This is a genomic window from Burkholderia mycopellens, from assembly GCF_964265025.1.
In the GTDB taxonomy this organism is placed as follows: Bacteria; Pseudomonadota; Gammaproteobacteria; order Burkholderiales; family Burkholderiaceae; genus Burkholderia.
Window position 1 is genome coordinate 3,619,691 of record NZ_OZ183802.1, and the last position, 16,821, is coordinate 3,636,511.

General features: G+C 67.7%; 14 protein-coding genes. 10 read left to right on the top strand and 4 right to left on the bottom strand.

Annotated features, from left to right (window positions below):
• Positions 1-12: 12 nt before the first annotated feature.
• From ACPTTC_RS16880 to ACPTTC_RS16890, 3 genes are all read right to left on the bottom strand, one after another.
• Complete coding sequence (locus tag ACPTTC_RS16880; RefSeq protein WP_175951408.1) at positions 13-774, bottom strand: PhaM family polyhydroxyalkanoate granule multifunctional regulatory protein; 762 nt, start codon at positions 772-774, stop codon at positions 13-15.
• 88 nt (positions 775-862) lie between these two features.
• Positions 863-1,690 (bottom strand): enoyl-CoA hydratase/isomerase family protein, encoded by an 828-nt coding sequence (locus ACPTTC_RS16885; protein WP_423393138.1) that lies wholly within the window; start codon positions 1,688-1,690, stop codon positions 863-865.
• Positions 1,691-1,823: 133 nt separating this feature from the next.
• Complete coding sequence (locus tag ACPTTC_RS16890) at positions 1,824-2,816, bottom strand: fumarylacetoacetate hydrolase family protein (RefSeq protein WP_423393139.1); 993 nt, start codon at positions 2,814-2,816, stop codon at positions 1,824-1,826.
• 156 nt (positions 2,817-2,972) lie between these two features.
• Here ACPTTC_RS16890 and ACPTTC_RS16895 point away from each other — a divergent pair, with 156 nt between their 5' ends.
• From ACPTTC_RS16895 to metH, 5 genes are all read left to right on the top strand, one after another.
• Positions 2,973-3,845, top strand: coding sequence for an IclR family transcriptional regulator (locus tag ACPTTC_RS16895; RefSeq protein WP_423393140.1), 873 nt, complete (start codon positions 2,973-2,975; stop codon positions 3,843-3,845).
• 114 nt (positions 3,846-3,959) lie between these two features.
• Positions 3,960-5,240, top strand: a complete 1,281-nt coding sequence (locus ACPTTC_RS16900) for a DUF3108 domain-containing protein (protein ID WP_423393141.1) — start codon at positions 3,960-3,962, stop codon at positions 5,238-5,240.
• A gap of 253 nt (positions 5,241-5,493) precedes the next feature.
• Positions 5,494-5,751 (top strand): BTH_I0359 family protein, encoded by a 258-nt coding sequence (locus tag ACPTTC_RS16905; protein WP_006477667.1) that lies wholly within the window; start codon positions 5,494-5,496, stop codon positions 5,749-5,751.
• Between the two features lie 202 nt (positions 5,752-5,953).
• Positions 5,954-7,021, top strand: a complete 1,068-nt coding sequence (locus ACPTTC_RS16910; RefSeq protein ID WP_423393142.1) for a homocysteine S-methyltransferase family protein — start codon at positions 5,954-5,956, stop codon at positions 7,019-7,021.
• A gap of 42 nt (positions 7,022-7,063) precedes the next feature.
• Positions 7,064-9,781, top strand: coding sequence for a methionine synthase (gene metH, locus ACPTTC_RS16915; protein ID WP_423393143.1), 2,718 nt, complete (start codon positions 7,064-7,066; stop codon positions 9,779-9,781).
• A 113-nt stretch (positions 9,782-9,894) separates the two neighbouring features.
• Here the strand turns inward: metH and ACPTTC_RS16920 are convergent, their stop codons facing one another.
• Positions 9,895-10,218, bottom strand: coding sequence for a DUF1840 domain-containing protein (locus ACPTTC_RS16920; protein ID WP_011353361.1), 324 nt, complete (start codon positions 10,216-10,218; stop codon positions 9,895-9,897).
• 200 nt (positions 10,219-10,418) lie between these two features.
• Between ACPTTC_RS16920 and argS the strand changes: the two genes are divergently transcribed.
• The 5 genes from argS (at position 10,419) to ACPTTC_RS16945 (ending at position 16,720) form a co-directional block, all read left to right on the top strand.
• The gene (gene argS / locus ACPTTC_RS16925; protein WP_423393144.1) at positions 10,419-12,200 is read left to right on the top strand and encodes an arginine--tRNA ligase; all 1,782 of its coding nucleotides are present in this window, start codon (positions 10,419-10,421) and stop codon (positions 12,198-12,200) included.
• A 119-nt stretch (positions 12,201-12,319) separates the two neighbouring features.
• Positions 12,320-13,225 (top strand): SPOR domain-containing protein, encoded by a 906-nt coding sequence (locus tag ACPTTC_RS16930; protein ID WP_175970747.1) that lies wholly within the window; start codon positions 12,320-12,322, stop codon positions 13,223-13,225.
• Positions 13,226-13,294: 69 nt separating this feature from the next.
• Positions 13,295-13,933 (top strand): thiol:disulfide interchange protein DsbA/DsbL, encoded by a 639-nt coding sequence (locus ACPTTC_RS16935; RefSeq protein ID WP_011353364.1) that lies wholly within the window; start codon positions 13,295-13,297, stop codon positions 13,931-13,933.
• A 19-nt stretch (positions 13,934-13,952) separates the two neighbouring features.
• Entirely contained in the window at positions 13,953-14,726 is a 774-nt protein-coding gene (locus ACPTTC_RS16940) for an SDR family oxidoreductase (RefSeq protein WP_423393145.1), read from the top strand.
• 398 nt (positions 14,727-15,124) lie between these two features.
• Positions 15,125-16,720, top strand: a complete 1,596-nt coding sequence (locus ACPTTC_RS16945; protein ID WP_423393146.1) for an ABC transporter substrate-binding protein — start codon at positions 15,125-15,127, stop codon at positions 16,718-16,720.
• Positions 16,721-16,821: the final 101 nt, after the last annotated feature.

The window sequence follows — 16,821 nt, forward strand, 5'->3', positions numbered from 1 at the left end:
ACCTGCGCCGCGTCACGTCGAGCGCTTCGGCGGACGGGTTTCGGGCGACGAAGCGGCCGCCGCGCGCGCCGCGGCCGAACCGGCCGCACCGCTCGCACCGGTCGACTTCGCGCGCTTCGCCGCAGGCTTGCGCGGCGCGGCGGCGGCCGGAGCCGGCTTCGCGGCCGGCTCCGGCGGCGCAGCCGCGTCTGCCGGCGCCTCGCCCGGCGCGGCGGGCTGCATGCCCGGCTGCGCCATCGCGAGGCTCGCGAGCTGGTTGAACTGCGACTGCAGCAGGTTCCACCAGCCCGATGGGTCGAAGGCCTGCTGCGCGGCGTCACCCGCCGCCGCATCCGACGCGTCGGCATCCGGGGCCGGCGGTGCGTCGCCCGATGCCTGTTTCGCCGCATGCGCGGCCGCCACGGCCGCTTCCTCGGCCGCTGACATCGAGCTCTGCGCAAACGCGCCGAACGCACGCAGCGTCGCGAGCGTCGCGCGCTGCACCTCGAGCGCCTGGATCGCGGACTGCAGCATCCCGAGATTGAGCTTCAGCCACTGCTCGACCGCGCGCAGATCGGTGATCCGCTTGTCGAGCTCCTCGACGCTCGTGAGCGGCGCCATCATGTCGGACATGCTCGACAGCGACGGCGGCAGCCCGTGCGTGGCGCCCGGAAACGACGTCATCCCGCCGAACGGCGACATCCGCATCATGTCCCACATGCGGTCCATCATGTCGGCGGGCTTGAAGCCGGCAAAGCCGGCGAAAGGGTTGGAGCCGGGGGCATCGGTCGTCATACAGGCATCCTGGTTGACTGGGTGAGAGCAAGGCGGCCGCCATGCATCGCGCGAGCCGCGCCTGGGTCGATCATAGCGCCGGCGCGCGTCAGAACGGCGCGTCGCCGGGGAACTCGGGTGGGCGCCGCTCGCGCAGCGAGCGGATGCCTTCCTGCACGTCGGGCCCCGAGAAGCCCATGAATTCGAGCGCAAGCGACGTATCGAAGGTCGGCCCGGCCGTGCGCAGCCAGTTGTTCAACGCGTACTTGGTCCAGCGGATCGCCGACTGCGAACCGTGCGCGAGCCGCTCGGCCACTTCGTACGCCTTCGGCAGCAGGTCGGCCGGCTCGACCGCGAGCGAGACCAGCCCGATCCGCTCGGCCTCCTCGCCGCTCACGGGCTCGCACAGCATCAGGTAGTACTTCGCCTTCGCCATTCCGCACAGCAGCGGCCACACGATCGCCGCGTGGTCGCCCGCCGCGACGCCGAGCCGCGTGTGGCCGTCGATGATGCGCGCATCCTTCGCGGCAATCGAGATGTCCGCGAGCAGCCCCGCGACGAGCCCGGCGCCGACGGCCGGGCCATGCATCGCCGACACGATCGGCTTGCTGCAGTTGATCACGTTGTAGACGAGGTCGCGCGCCTCGCGCCACACGCGGGCGCGCACGTCGAAGTCGTTCGCCATGTCCTCGACGAGCGCGAGATCGCCGCCTGCCGAGAAGCCCTTGCCTTCGCCGCGGATCACCGCGACGCGCGTGTCGGGATCACGGTCGACGTCGCGCCAGATGTCGGCGAGCTCGCGATGCATGCGTGCGTTCGCGGTCGCGAGGCCGCTGCGGTTCGCGCCCTCGCCGCTCATCACGATGTCGAGCACGCCATGGTCGCGGCGCGTCACCTTCAGTGCTTCGTAACCGCTGTAAGCGGCGAGATTGGCCATGCCAGCTCCTTGCTCGAGGCTCTCGAGCCCCTGAATCGAGTGTAGCCAAGCCCGCGCGGGCAAACATCAGGCGAAACCCGGCGCGCGGGCGGGCCCGGGTTTCGCGACGGCGGAGCTGCGTGCCCCGCGTGACTTACGCCGCGCCGTCGGGCGGGGCGACCGACTGCTCGATCGCGCCGAAGATCGACTTGCCGGCCGTGTCGAACATCTCGATGCGCACGGTATCGCCGTAGCGCATGAACTCGGTCTGCGGCGCGCCGTGCTCGATCGTCTCGAGGCAGCGTTTCTCGGCGATGCAGCAGTAGCCGCGCTTCGCGTCCTTGTTCGACACCGTGCCCGAGCCGACGATCGAACCGGCGCGCAGGTTGCGCGTCTTCGCCGCGTGCGCGATCAGCTGGCCGAAGTGGAACACCATGTCGGTGCCCGCATCGGGCTGGCCGACCTTCTTGCCGTTCCAGTGGACGATCATCGGCCGGTGCACGCGGCCTTCGCGCCATTCGTCGCCGAGCTCGTCGGGCGTCACGGCGACCGGTGCAAATGCGGTGGCCGGCTTGCTCTGGAAGAAGCCGAAGCCCTTCGCGAGCTCGGCCGGAATCAGGTTGCGCAGCGACACGTCGTTCACGAGCGTGACGAGCCGCACGGCCTTCAGCGCTTCGTCGGGCGTCGCGCTCATCCGCACGTCGCCGGTGATCACCGCGACTTCCGCCTCGAAATCGATACCCCATTCCTCGGACGGGCACACGACGTCGTCGCGCGGCCCCAGAAAATCGTCGCTGCCGCCCTGGTACATCAGCGGGTCGGTCCAGAATTCGGGCGGCATCTCCGCGCCGCGCGCGCGGCGCACGAGCTCGACATGGTTCACATAGGCGGAGCCGTCGGCCCACTGGAACGCGCGCGGCAGCGGCGCCATGCAGTTGGCCGGATCGAACGCGAACGCATTGCGCGCGCGGCCGTGGTTCAGCGCGTCGTACAGGTCGCGCAGCTGCGGCGCGTAGAACGCCCAGTCGTCGAGAACGCGCTGCAGTGTCGGCGCGATCGCATCGGCGATCGCCGCGGTATGCAGGTCGCGCGACACGACGATCAGCTGGCCGTCGCGCGTGCCGTCCTTCAGCGAAGCAAGTTTCATAAGGGGGACTCAGCCGTTGTAGTGACGATGGAGGGAATCTATTTTACGATGGTGAATCCCTGCGGCGCGCCGCGATTGCGCGCGCCGTTTTCGCCCCGATTTTTCGGCCCGGTTTTCCAGCCCGACTTCTGCCGCATTTTCGCGCACCTGCCGCCCATGCCTGCCAGCCCGCTTCCCGACGACGATCTCGCCGACTCCGACTCCGACACCGACGACGCCGCTTCCGGCGAGCACGGCGAGAAGGTCCGTTCCGGCATCCAGTCGATCGAAGTCGGCTTCCGCCTGCTCGATGTGCTGACGAGCGAGCCGCGCGCGATGATGCTGCGCGACCTCGCTCAACGCGCGGGCATGAGTCCTGCAAAGGCACACCGCTACCTGGTCAGCTTCGCGCGGCTCGGCGTGGTGTCGCAGGATCCCGTCTCGGGCCGCTACGAGCTCGGCGGCTTCGCGCTGCAGATGGGGCTCGCGCGGCTCGCGCGCGTCGACGGCGTGAAGCTCGCGCGGATCGCGCTGACCGAATTCCGCGACCGGCTCGACCAGACGGTCGGCATCGCCGTATGGGGCAACCAGGGGCCGACGATCGTCCACTGGATGGAATCGAGCCACCCGGCGAAGGCGTCGCTGAAGCTCGGCGACGTGATGCCGCTGCTCGGCTCCGCGACGGGGCTGCTGTTCGCCGCGTACCTGCCGCGCAGCAAGACCGCCGCGATGCTCGAGCGCGAACTCGCCGATACCCGCCGCTCGCCGCACCACGGCGGCCCGCGCACGCTCGACGAGGTCGACGCGGTGCTCGCCGACGTGCGCAAGCACCAGGCCGCGCGCGTCGAGGGGATGCTGCTGCCGACGATCCACGCGTTCTGCATGCCCGTGTTCGATGCGGTCGGCGAACTCGCGCTCGCGATCGTCGCGCTCGGCCAGGAAGGCTCGTTCGACATTGCATGGGGCGGCGAGATCGACACCGCGCTGCGCGCCTGCGCGCGGAAACTGTCTTACGAACTCGGCTATAGTCCCGACGCACGCGACGCCTGACGCATCCTGCACCCGCCCCGTCACGCAGCGCGAACGCGCGGCGCATTCGACAGTCCGATTCCTGTGGCGCGCGCGGCGCGCCCGACGCCATGCGAACGCTCCGATCCTGTTCCGATGCCCATGCAGCCTGCCGACACCCGCCCGAGTCACGCTTTGCCCCGCCACTGGCTGCGCGTGGGCATTGCGCTCGTCGTCGTGCTGGTGCTGCACGCGCTCGCCGCGTTCTGGCTGATGCGCAACCGCGACGCATTCACGCCGCCCGCGCCCGCCGAAGTCCCCGTGCAGATCGAGCTGCTGAAACCGCAACCGATCGAGCGCCAGCCCGCGCCGCCTGCGCCGCAGCCGGTCGAGCATCCGGCCGCGCCCGCACCGGCTGCCCCGAAGGCCGCCGCACCGAAACCCGCGCCTGAGCCGGTCCTCACGTCGACGCAAACGGCCGAGCACGGCGAGCCGCCGGCCGCCGCGTCCGCGGCGAGTGGCGTGCCGGGCGCATCGGGCCCCGATGCCGCGTCGGCTGCCGGCGCCGCCAGCGCCGCGACGCCGGGCCCCGCGACGAACGGCGTGAAGTTCGCCGCGCCGCCGTCCGGCGACCTGCAGTACGACACGTTCTACAACGGCATGCAGAACATGATCGGCACGATCCACTGGCGCACCGACGGGCACACCTACGACCTGTCGGTATCGATGCCCGTGCCGTTCGTCGGCCCGTTCACCTACCGCAGCGAAGGCCGCATCGACGCGTTCGGCGTCGCGCCCGACCGCTACGTCGAGAAGCGCGGCAAGCGGCCGGAAGACATCGCGATCTTCAACCGCGAGATCCGGCAGGTCGTGTTCACGCGCACGCCGAACAACGCGCCGCTGCCCGACGGCGTGCAGGACCGCTTCAGCATGCTGATGCAGTTGTCGGGGCTCGTGCGCGGCAATCCGTCTGCCTACAAGCCAGGCGTCACGCAGCAGTTCTTCGTGATCGACAACAACAGCGGCGAGACGTGGCCGATCACCGTGATCGGCGACGAGCAGGTGCAGACGCAAACCGGTATCATCGGCGCGCGGCACTTCATGCGCCTGCCGCGGCGCGACGGCGACACGCGCCGCATCGACATGTGGCTCGCGCCGTCGCTCGGCTGGCTGCCCGCGCGGCTCGTGCAGACCGAACCGAACGGCGCGCAGATCGAGCTGTTGTGGCATGGCCGGCTCGCGGCGCCGGGCGCGCCGTCCGACGAAGAACCCGCAGACGGCGCAATGCATGCGCCCGCCGGTGCACCGACGCCCGACGCATCGGCTGCTCCCGCCGCGGAACCGGCACAACCCGCGCCGCCGGCCGCCGTGCAACCGCCGGCACAACCGGCTGCGCCGCCCGCGCCCTCGCCTGTCACATCGCCTGTCACACAGTGAACTCGCGCGTGGACGCGCGCGATTCGGCAATTTCGACCGATTACAGATTTCCGCGAAATGGCCGATGACACTCTTTAACAACTATTTCAGTCCACCGGTCGACAATGGGAAACGTTTCATAGACATCGGCTTCTAACCGATACACCCTACACAACGGGAACAGGGTGTGCAGCGCAAGCCCCTTGAATCCGGCAAGGCTCGCCCCACCTAGGGGACAACAAGGCCAGATGCCACTGCGAAGAGGAGTGCCGCCATGCAAATGATCTACAACAGCCCCAACTACTGCGTCGTCGAATTCGCGCCGCAGGCCGGCCACCACCTGATGAACGCCGGCGGATATGAAATCGTCGACAAGAACGCGCAGCGCGAAATCTTCATCGACGGCGAACTTGCCGAACGATTCCGCGCCCACGTGAAGCAGTTGATCGAGGATGAACCGTCGCTCGACGAAGTTGACGAATTCCTCGGACAATTCGACAGCCTGATGATGATGCCCGTCGTGCTGCACTGACGACCCGCGGCCCGGCGCCTCGCGCGGCCGGGCCATTCGCCGCGCACCGACGCGGCACCCGCGAGCACTCCGATCATGCCCCCGTCCGGTTCGCCGGCGGGGGTTTTCATTTGGCGGCCCGGCCGGCGCGGCGCGGGGCCGGGCGGCGCCCATGCGCACCGGCTACAATGACGGTTTTCCCGTCTTCGCCGGTCTTTCGCCCATGTCTGCGACTCCTCTCGCCGCTTCCGTCCCGCTCGCCGCGCCCTACACGCGCGGCGCCGCACTGCCTGCGCTGCTCAAATCGCGCATCCTGATCCTCGACGGCGCGATGGGCACGATGATCCAGCGCTACAAGCTCGACGAAGCCGCGTATCGCGGCGAGCGCTTCAAGGATTTCCCGCGCGACATCAAGGGCAACAACGAGTTGCTGTCGATCACGCAGCCGCAGATCATCCGCGAGATCCACGACCAGTACTTCGCGGCCGGCGCCGACATCGTCGAGACCAACACGTTCGGCGCGACGACGGTCGCGCAATCCGACTACGGGATGGAGGATCTCGTCGTCGAGATGAACATCGAATCGGCGAAGCTCGCACGCGAAGCGGCCGAAAAATACGCGACGCCGGACAAGCCGCGCTTCGTCGCCGGCGCGATCGGACCGACGCCGAAGACGGCCAGCATCTCGCCGGACGTCAACGACCCGGGCGCACGCAACGTCACGTTCGACGAGCTGCGCGCGTCGTACTACCAGCAGGCGAAGGCGCTGCTCGACGGCGGCGTCGACCTGTTCCTCGTCGAGACGATCTTCGACACGCTGAACGCAAAGGCCGCGCTGTTCGCGCTCGACGAGCTGTTCGAGGACACCGGCGAGCGCCTGCCGATCATGATCTCGGGCACCGTCACCGATGCGTCGGGCCGGATCCTGTCGGGCCAGACGGTCGAGGCGTTCTGGAATTCGCTGCGCCATGCGAAGCCGCTCACGTTCGGCCTGAACTGCGCGCTCGGCGCGGCGCTGATGCGCCCGTACATCGCCGAGCTCGCGAAGCTGTGCGACACGTACGTGTCGTGCTACCCGAACGCGGGCCTGCCGAACCCGATGGCCGAGACGGGCTTCGACGAGACGCCGGACGTCACGTCGGGGCTCCTGAAGGAATTCGCGCAAGCCGGGCTCGTGAACCTCGCCGGCGGCTGCTGCGGCACGACGCCCGAACACATCGCCGAGATCGCGAAGGCGCTCGCCGACGTGAAGCCGCGCCGCTGGCCGAACCAGTACAGCGACAACGCCTGACCCGACCGCCCTACGTCCTTCATCACCAGAATTCGCACCGCCATGACCGATCACATGATGCGCCTCGCCGGCCTCGAGCCGTTCAACGTCACGTCCGGAACGCTCTTCATCAACGTCGGTGAGCGCACCAACGTCACCGGCTCGAAGGCGTTCGCACGGATGATCCTCAACGGCCAGTTCGACGAGGCGCTCGCGGTCGCACGCCAGCAGGTCGAGAACGGCGCGCAGGTGATCGACATCAACATGGACGAGGCGATGCTCGATTCGAAGGCGGCGATGGTGCGCTTCCTGAATCTCATCGCATCGGAGCCGGACATCGCGCGCGTGCCGATCATGATCGACTCGTCGAAGTGGGAGGTGATCGAGGCGGGCCTGAAGTGCGTGCAGGGCAAGGCGATCGTGAACTCGATCTCGCTGAAGGAAGGCGAGGACGCGTTCCGCCACCACGCGCACCTGATCCGCCGCTACGGCGCGGCGGCCGTCGTGATGGCGTTCGACGAAACCGGCCAGGCCGACACCTACGCGCGCAAGATCGAGATCTGCACACGCTCGTACAACTTCCTCGTGAACGAAGTCGGCTTCCCGCCGGAAGACATCATCTTCGACCCGAACATCTTCGCCGTCGCGACCGGTATCGAGGAGCACAACAACTACGCGGTCGACTTCATCGAAGCGACCCGCTGGATCAAGCAGAACCTGCCGTACGCGAAGGTGAGCGGCGGCGTGTCGAACGTGTCGTTCTCGTTCCGCGGCAACGACCCGGTGCGCGAGGCGATCCACACCGTGTTCCTGTACCACGCGATCCAGGCGGGGATGGACATGGGCATCGTCAACGCGGGCCAGCTCGGCGTGTACGCCGACCTCGACCCGGAGCTGCGCGAGCGCGTCGAGGACGTGATCCTGAACCGCCGTGACGATTCGACCGACCGCCTGCTCGAGATCGCCGACAAGTTCAAGACCGGCGCCGCGAAGAAGGAAGAGAACCTCGAGTGGCGCAACCAGCCGGTCGAGAAGCGGCTCGCGCACGCGCTCGTGCACGGCATCACGAACTTCATCGTCGAAGATACCGAAGAAGCGCGCGCGAAGATCGCCGCGGCCGGCGGCCGGCCGATCAACGTGATCGAAGGGCCGCTGATGGACGGGATGAACGTCGTCGGCGACCTGTTCGGCCAGGGCAAGATGTTCCTGCCTCAGGTCGTGAAATCGGCGCGCGTGATGAAGCAGGCCGTCGCGCACCTGATCCCGTTCATCGAGGAAGAAAAGCGCCTGCTCGCGGAAGCGGGCGGCGACGTGCGCGCGAAGGGCAAGATCGTCATCGCGACCGTGAAGGGCGACGTGCACGACATCGGCAAGAACATCGTGTCGGTGGTGCTCCAGTGCAACAACTTCGAAGTCGTCAACATGGGCGTGATGGTCCCGTGCAACGAGATCCTCGCGAAGGCGAAGGTCGAGGGCGCGGACATCATCGGGCTGTCGGGCCTCATCACGCCGAGCCTCGAGGAAATGGCGTACGTCGCGTCCGAAATGCAGCGCGACGACTACTTCCGCGTGAAGAAGATCCCGCTGCTGATCGGCGGCGCGACGACCTCGCGCGTGCACACGGCCGTGAAGATCGCGCCGCACTACGAAGGCCCGGTGGTCTACGTGCCGGACGCGTCTCGCTCGGTGTCGGTCGCCTCGAGCCTGCTGTCCGACGAAGGCGCGGCGAAATACCTCGACGAGCTGAAGTCCGACTACGAACGCATCCGCGACCAGCACGCGAACCGCAAGGCGCAGCCGATGGTCACGCTCGCCGAAGCGCGCGCGAACAAGACCAGGATCGACTGGGCGGGCTACCAGCCGGTCAAGCCGAAGTTCATCGGCCGCCGCGTGTTCAAGAACTACGATCTGAACGAGCTCGCGCAGTACATCGACTGGGGCCCGTTCTTCCAGACCTGGGATCTCGCGGGCCCGTACCCGGCGATCCTGAACGACGAGATCGTCGGCGAATCGGCGCGACGCGTGTTCTCCGACGCGAAATCGATGCTCGCGCGCCTGATCCAGGGCCGCTGGCTGACCGCGAGCGGCGTGATCTCGCTGCTGCCGGCGAATACCGTCAACGACGACGACATCGAGATCTACAGCGACGAGTCGCGCTCGGAAGTGCTGCTCACGTGGCGCAACCTGCGCCAGCAGAGCGTGCGCCCGGTGGTCGACGGCGTGATGCGGCCGAACCGCTCGCTCGCCGACTTCATCGCGCCGAAGGAATCGGGCGTCGCCGACTACATCGGGATGTTCGCGGTGACGGCCGGCCTCGGCGTCGACGCGAAGGAAAAGCAGTTCGAAGCCGACCACGACGACTACAGCGCGATCATGCTGAAGGCGCTCGCCGATCGCTTCGCGGAGGCGTTCGCGGAAGCGATGCACGCACGCGTGCGGCGCGAGCTGTGGGGCTACGCGAGCGGCGAAACGCTCGACAACGAGGCGCTGATCGCGGAAAAGTACGCGGGCATCCGCCCGGCGCCCGGCTACCCGGCTTGCCCGGATCACCTCGTGAAGCGCGACATGTTCGACGTGCTGCGCGCGGACGAGATCGGCATGAGCGTGACCGACTCGCTGGCGATGCTGCCGGCCGCGAGCGTATCGGGCTTCTATCTCGCGCATCCGGACAGCCGCTATTTCTCGGTCGGCAAAATCGGGCAGGATCAGCTCGAGGATTACGCGCGGTGCATGGCGCTGTCGCTCGACGACGCGCGCCGCGCGCTCGCGCCGCAGCTCTGATCGAAGCGAACGGGCGGCCGACCGCCCGTTTGGTCAGACAAAACGAAAAAGCCCGCTCGGAAGCGGGCTTTTTCTTGTCTTACTTGACCTTTCTTACTGCCGGGCAAGGGAGCTCAGAAGCCCCAGTGCACGTCGGCTTCGCCGGCTTTCGCCTCGCGCAGCATCGTGAGGAACGGCGCGACGCGCTGGGCCAGGCTCGGCGGCACTTCGTGGTGCGCGTGGTCGGCTTCGTCCTCGTGGAAATGGCCGGCGTGCTCGGCGCGCTCCTGCTTCGCCTGCGCGACTGCGCCTTCCAGCTTCGCGATCGCGTGGTCCAGTTCGTCGTGCGTAATCACACCGCGCTCGCCCAGCTGCTTGCCGACGAGGCCCAGCACATACACGGCGAAATCCTTCAGCACGTCGAGATCCTGTGCCGCCTTGCTCTTGAACGTAATCATGACAATTCCCTTTTCATCTTGTTGTGCCTGCGCGGCGAGGTTGGGGAACGCCGGCAGACCGGCGTCCGGCCTCGCGGACGCGGGCCGCCTGAGCGGCATATTAGCACCTGTTAAAATTCTGCGATCCCTGAAACGCGCGCTTAAAAAGCGCGCCGGCGGGCCGGCGTTTCCGGCCGCCACCAACGAAGCCTTCTACCAGCATGCTGCCAGCACACAAACAGACCCTCGAAGCCCTGCTCGCGGATAGCGTCAAGCAGGTCGCACACGCGCTGAAAGGCGCCGACGCAGCGTTCGTCGCCCCGACCATCACGCTGGAGCGCCCGAAAGTCGCCGCGCACGGCGACGTCGCGTGCAACGTCGCGATGCAGCTCGCGAAGCCGCTCGGCACGAACCCGCGCCAGCTCGCCGAGCAGATCGTCGCCGCCCTCACCGCCCAGCCGGGCGCGCAAGGCCTCGTCGAAGCCGCCGAGATCGCCGGCCCCGGCTTCATCAACCTGCGCCTGTCGGCCGCCGCGAAGCAGGCGGTGATCGCCGCCGTGTTCGACCAGGGCCGCGCGTTCGGCACGTCGGATCGCGAGAAAGGCAAGCAGGTGCTGCTCGAATTCGTGTCGGCGAACCCGACCGGCCCGCTGCACGTCGGCCACGGCCGCCAGGCCGCGCTCGGCGACGTGCTCGCGAACGTGATCGCGAGCCAGGGCTATGCGGTGCATCGCGAGTTCTACTACAACGACGCGGGCGTGCAGATCGGCAACCTCGCGATCTCGACGCAGGCGCGCGCGCGCGGCCTGAAGCCGGGCGACGCGGGCTGGCCGGAAGCCGCGTACAACGGCGAATACATCGCCGACATCGCACGCGACTACCTGAACGGCGAAACGGTCGCCGCGTCGGACGGCGAGCCGGTCAAGGGCACGGGCGACATCGAGGATCTCGACGCGATCCGCAAGTTCGCGGTCACGTACCTGCGTCGCGAGCAGGACATGGACCTGCAGGCGTTCGGCGTGAAGTTCGACCAGTACTACCTCGAGTCGTCGCTGTACAGCGAAGGCCGTGTCGAGAAGACGGTCGACGCGCTGGTCAAGGCCGGCATGACCTACGAGCAGGACGGCGCGCTGTGGCTGCGCACGACCGACGAAGGCGACGACAAGGATCGCGTGATGCGCAAGTCGGACGGCACGTACACGTACTTCGTGCCGGACGTCGCGTACCACGTGACGAAGTGGGAGCGCGGCTTCACGAAGGTGATCAACATCCAGGGCTCGGACCACCATGGCACGATCGCGCGCGTGCGCGCCGGCCTGCAGGGCCTGCACATCGGGATTCCGAAGGGCTACCCCGACTACGTGCTGCACAAGATGGTCACCGTGATGCGCGACGGCCAGGAAGTGAAGATCTCGAAGCGCGCGGGCAGCTACGTGACGGTGCGCGACCTGATCGAATGGTCGGGTGGCGCGGCGGCGGGCCAGGAAGCGGCGCCCGACCTGATCGACGAGGCGACCATCACGCGCGGCCGCGACGCGGTGCGGTTCTTCCTGATCTCGCGCAAGGCCGATACCGAGTTCGTGTTCGACATCGACCTCGCGCTGAAACAGAACGACGAAAACCCGGTCTATTACGTCCAGTACGCGCATGCGCGGATCTGCTCGGTGCTCAACGAGCTGAAATCGCGCTACAACGTCGACGTTGCGCAGCTGCCGGGCGCCGACCTGTCACAGCTGACGAGCGCGCAAGCGGCGTCGCTGATGCAGAAGCTGGCCGAATACCCGGACATGCTCACGCACGCGGCGAACGAGCTGGCACCGCACGCGGTCGCGTTCTACCTGCGCGACCTCGCTGGCGAATTCCACTCGTTCTACAATGCGGAGCGCGTGCTGGTCGACGACGAAGCGCCGCGCAATGCGCGCGCCGCGCTCCTCGCCGCGACCCGGCAGGTGCTCGAGAACGGTCTGGCGGTGCTCGGCGTGTCCGCGCCCGCCAAGATGTAAGGACGCAAGCGGCCCGAACCGGGCAGCGAATGGCCGCGGCAGCGCCCGCCGTCGGATTACCCGCCGTCGGATAGCCCGCCGCGGCCTTTTCACGATTCTTTTTGCAGGTGACTCAAGCAATGGCACAACCACGCCGCACTTCGAAACAATCGAAACAAGCCGGAGGAACATTTCTTGGAATCGTGCTGGGCCTGATCGTCGGCCTCGCGATCGCGGTGGTGGTGGCGCTCTACATCACGCGTTCGCCGTCGCCGTTCGTGTCGAAGGTCGCGCCGCCGCCGGCCGACAACGGCGCGAGCCAGCCGCAGCAGTTCGATCCGAACCGCGCGCTGCAGGGCAAGACGCCGGGCCAGCCGGTGCCGCAGGCCGCGCAGTCCGCGCCGCCGAACACCGCGCCTGGCCAGGCCGCGAACCAGACCCAGGGCGGCCTGCTGCCCGAACCGCAGATCGTCGAAGTGCCGCCGCAGGCCAACGGGTCGAGCGGCTCGAACAGCACCGGCAGCGCGAACAACACGACCGCGTCGAACACTACGTCGTCGAGCAATGGCGTCGCCGTCGCGCCGAAGCCGGCCGACACCACGCCGCCGCCGAAAAAGACGCAGCAAGCGCAGCAGCAACAGCAGCAAGGCGGCGAGGACGACCTCGCACGCTTCGCCGCGCAGAAGCAGGCGCAGCAAGCCGCCGCGCAAAAGCAGCAACAACAGCAACTGGCCGCGAACACGCCGAAGCCGACCTCGTCGGCCACGGCCGCCGCGGCAGCGAAGCCGCCGACCGCGAACGACGCGAATACCGGCTACTTCCTGCAGGTTGGCGCGTACAAGACGGAAGGCGACGCCGAGCAGCAGCGCGCGCGCCTCGGCTTCCAGGGCTTCGAGTCGAAGGTGTCGAAGCGCGATGTCAGCGGCGTGACGTATTTCCGCGTGCGGGTCGGCCCGTTCTCGAAGTTCGAGGATATGAACTCGGCCCGCCAGCGCCTGTCCGATGCAGGTGTCGACACGGCGGTGATCCGTTTCACGAAGCAGTAAGCAACCGGCCGAGCCCACTCAGAACCCGTTACGTCCCGTAACCCGAGCAACTGATTCGACGTTCACAACATGAAAAAACTGCTTAGCACGCTCCTTCTGTCCCTGGGCCTGGCCGCCGGCCTCGCACAGGCTTCGCCCGCCGCGCCGGTCGCCGGCAAGGACTTCGAGGTGATGAAGTCGCCGCAGCCGGTGTCCGCGCCGGCCGGCAAGGTCGAGGTGATCGAGTTCTTCTGGTACGGCTGCCCGCACTGCTACGAATTCGAGCCGACGATCGAGGCCTGGGTGAAGAAGCAAGGCAACAACATCGACTTCAAGCGCGTCCCGGTCGCATTCCGTGACGATTTCGTCCCGCACTCGAAGCTGTTCTACGCGGTGTCCGCGCTCGGCATCTCCGAGAAGGTCACGCCGGCGATCTTCAACGCGATCCACAAGCAGAAGAACTACCTGCTGACGCCGCAGGCGCAGGCCGATTTCCTGGCCACGCAAGGCGTCGACAAGAAGCAGTTCATGGACGCATACAACTCGTTCAGCGTGCAGGGCGAAGTGAACCAGTCGGCCAAGCTGCTGAAGGACTACGCGATCGACGGCGTGCCGACGGTCGTCGTCCAGGGCAAGTACAAGACGGGCCCCGCTTACGCGAACAGCATCCCGGGCACGGCCCAGGTGCTCGACTTCCTCGTGAAGCAGGTTCAGGACAAGAAGCTCTGATCCCCGCCCGCGCGCCGGCATGACTACTCCGCTGAAGGTCTTCATCACCGGCGCATCGAGCGGCCTCGGCCTCGCGATGGCCGAGGAATACGCCCGCCAGGGCGCCACGCTCGCACTCGTCGCGCGACGCACCGATGCCCTCGATGCGTTCGCGCGGCGCTTCCCGAAGCTGTCCATCTCCGTCTATTCCGCCGACGTGCGCGACGCCGACGCGCTCGCGACGGCCGCCGCGTCGTTCATCGCAACGCACGGCTGCCCCGACGTCGTGATCGCGAACGCGGGCATCAGCCAGGGCGCCGTCACGGGCCAGGGCGATCTCGCGACGTTCCGCGACGTGATGGATATCAACTACTACGGGATGGTCGCGACGTTCGAGCCGTTCGTCGGCCCGATGACGGCCACGCGCCACGGCACGCTGGTCGGGGTCGCAAGCGTCGCCGGCGTGCGCGGCCTGCCCGGTTCCGGCGCGTACAGCGCGTCGAAATCGGCCGCGATCAAGTACCTCGAAGCGCTGCGCGTCGAGCTGCGGCCGGCCGGCGTCGGCGTCGTGACGATCGCGCCCGGCTACATCCGCACGCCGATGACCGCGCACAACCCGTACCGGATGCCGTTCCTGATGGACGCCGACCGCTTCGCCGCACGTGCGGCCCAGGCGATCGCGCGACAGCACGCGTTCCGCGTGATTCCGTGGCAGATGGGCGTCGTCGCGAAGGTGCTGCACGTGCTGCCGCGCTGGCTGTACGACCGCCTGTTCGAGAAGGCGCCGCGCAAGCCGAAGGCCGGGACGCACTGACACTCCGGCGAGCGCCGGCCCGCGCGAAGCATCGCGGGCCGTCTCTCCGTCTCTCCGTCTCCCTGCCTCTCCGCCTCTCCGCCTCTCCGCCTCTCCGCCTTCCGCCTTCCGCACCGACGTCGACACCTGGCCGCTTCGACGCTTCGATTGGCAGACCGCTCTCCCGCCGCACCGCTGTCCAGCGCCCCCAGCGCCAGCTCTCCCCTTCCCGCCGCCCGAACACCCGTTCCGTCGCGAACGCAGCCGTTTTTCGGTCAATTCGCCGCGTTCAGGCGCTTTTTTCACGCGCCGCGCGCTTTGACGGTATGCTATTCGCCAGCCGCGCCGGCCCTGCCCGCTTCCGGGCCGCGCCCGCATCCCGTCACCCAGCAAAAAACACAAGCCACGTGGGAGATCCTATGCAGGTCAAGCTGTTCGCCGCGGCCACGCTCGCCGCCGCCCTCGCCGCCCCCGGCCTCGCCGCCGCCAAGCCGCTCACCGTGTGCACGGAATCGAGCCCGGACGGCTTCGACGTCGTGCAGTACAACTCGCTCGTCACGACCAACGCGTCGGCCGACGTGATCTTCAACACGCTCGTGTCGTACGACGAAGCCGCGAAGAAGGTCGTACCCGCGCTCGCCGACAAATGGGAGGCGAGCGCCGACGGCCTCACGTACACGTTCCACCTGCGCCCGAACGTCGCGTTCCAGACCACCGACTACTTCAAGCCGAGCCGCACGCTCGACGCGGACGACGTCGTGTTCACGTTCTCGCGGATGCTCGACGACTCGAACCCGTGGCACAAGGTGGCGGGTGCGAGCGGCTTCCCGCACGCGCAGTCGATGGGCCTCGTGAAGCTCGTGAAATCGGTCACGAAGGTCGACGACAGCACCGTGAAGTTCGTGCTGAACGAACCGAACGCGACGTTCGTGCCGATCCTGACGATGGGCTTCGCGTCGATCTACTCGGCCGAATACGCGGACCAGTTGCTGAAGGCCGGCAAGCAGGCCGACCTGAACGCGAAACCGGTCGGCACCGGGCCGTTCGTGCTGAAGAGCTACACGAAGGACGCGCTGATCCGCTACGACGTGAATCCGACCTACTGGGGCACGAAGCCGAAGGTCGACCGGCTGATCTATGCGATCACGCCCGACCCATCGGTGCGCCTGCAGAAGGTGAAGGCCGGCGAATGCCAGATCGCGCTGTCGCCGAAGCCGCAGGACGTGCTCGCCGCGAAGGGCGAAAGCGCGCTGAAGGTCGTGCAGACGCCCGCGTTCATGACCGCGTTCGTCGCGCTGAACACGCAGAAGAAGCCACTCGACAACGACAAGGTGCGCGAGGCGCTGAACCTCGCGTTCGACCGCGCGACCTACCTGAAGGTCGTGTTCGACAACACCGCGACGGCCGCGAACAACCCGTATCCGCCGAACACGTGGAGCTATGCGAAGGACGTCGCACCGTATCCGTACGATCCGGCGAAGGCGAAGCAGCTGCTCGCGCAGGCCGGCTTCCCGAACGGCTTCTCGACGACGATCTGGACGCGCCCGACCGGCAGCGTGCTGAACCCGAACCCGAAGGTCGGTGCGGAGCTGCTGCAGGCCGACCTCGCGAAGATCGGCGTGAAGGCCGAGGTCAAGGTGATCGAATGGGGCGAGCTGATCAAGCAGGCGAAGCTCGGCCAGCATGACATGCTGTTCATGGGCTGGGCCGGCGACAACGGCGATCCGGACAACTACCTGACGCCGCAGTTCAGCTGCAATGCGGTGAAATCGGGCATCAACTTCGCGCGCTTCTGCGACGCGCAGCTCGACAAGCTGATCACCGACGGCAAGTCGACCGCCGACCAAGCCAAGCGCGCGAAGCTGTACGAAGCCGCGCAGAAGATCATCCACGACCAGGCGCTATGGATCCCGCTCGGCTACCCCACCGCCGCTGCGCTGACGCGCACGAACGTGAGCGGCTATCGCGTGAGCCCGTTCGGACGGCAAAACTTCACGACCGTCGCCGTGCAGTAACGCGACCCTCGCGCGTGGCGCGCAGGCGACGGTGCGCCGGGCCGTCGCTTGCGGCCCGCGCGCCGCGCTTGCTACACTGCGCGCTCATTCCTCATACCGGA

Bases quoted from the DNA above. Each gene is read 5' to 3' on its own strand.
- ACPTTC_RS16935 (WP_011353364.1), top strand. From the start codon at position 13,295: ATGAAAAAACTGCTTAGCACGCTCCTTCTGTCCCTGGGCCTGGCCGCC.
- argS (WP_423393144.1), top strand. From the start codon at position 10,419: ATGCTGCCAGCACACAAACAGACCCTCGAAGCCCTGCTCGCGGATAGC.
- ACPTTC_RS16890 (WP_423393139.1), bottom strand. From the start codon at position 2,816: ATGAAACTTGCTTCGCTGAAGGACGGCACGCGCGACGGCCAGCTGATC.
- ACPTTC_RS16930 (WP_175970747.1), top strand. From the start codon at position 12,320: ATGGCACAACCACGCCGCACTTCGAAACAATCGAAACAAGCCGGAGGA.
- ACPTTC_RS16900 (WP_423393141.1), top strand. From the start codon at position 3,960: ATGCCCATGCAGCCTGCCGACACCCGCCCGAGTCACGCTTTGCCCCGC.
- ACPTTC_RS16905 (WP_006477667.1), top strand. From the start codon at position 5,494: ATGCAAATGATCTACAACAGCCCCAACTACTGCGTCGTCGAATTCGCG.
- ACPTTC_RS16895 (WP_423393140.1), top strand. From the start codon at position 2,973: ATGCCTGCCAGCCCGCTTCCCGACGACGATCTCGCCGACTCCGACTCC.
- ACPTTC_RS16885 (WP_423393138.1), bottom strand. From the start codon at position 1,690: ATGGCCAATCTCGCCGCTTACAGCGGTTACGAAGCACTGAAGGTGACG.
- ACPTTC_RS16945 (WP_423393146.1), top strand. From the start codon at position 15,125: ATGCAGGTCAAGCTGTTCGCCGCGGCCACGCTCGCCGCCGCCCTCGCC.
- ACPTTC_RS16910 (WP_423393142.1), top strand. From the start codon at position 5,954: ATGTCTGCGACTCCTCTCGCCGCTTCCGTCCCGCTCGCCGCGCCCTAC.
- ACPTTC_RS16940 (WP_423393145.1), top strand. From the start codon at position 13,953: ATGACTACTCCGCTGAAGGTCTTCATCACCGGCGCATCGAGCGGCCTC.
- ACPTTC_RS16920 (WP_011353361.1), bottom strand. From the start codon at position 10,218: ATGATTACGTTCAAGAGCAAGGCGGCACAGGATCTCGACGTGCTGAAG.
- metH (WP_423393143.1), top strand. From the start codon at position 7,064: ATGACCGATCACATGATGCGCCTCGCCGGCCTCGAGCCGTTCAACGTC.
- ACPTTC_RS16880 (WP_175951408.1), bottom strand. From the start codon at position 774: ATGACGACCGATGCCCCCGGCTCCAACCCTTTCGCCGGCTTTGCCGGC.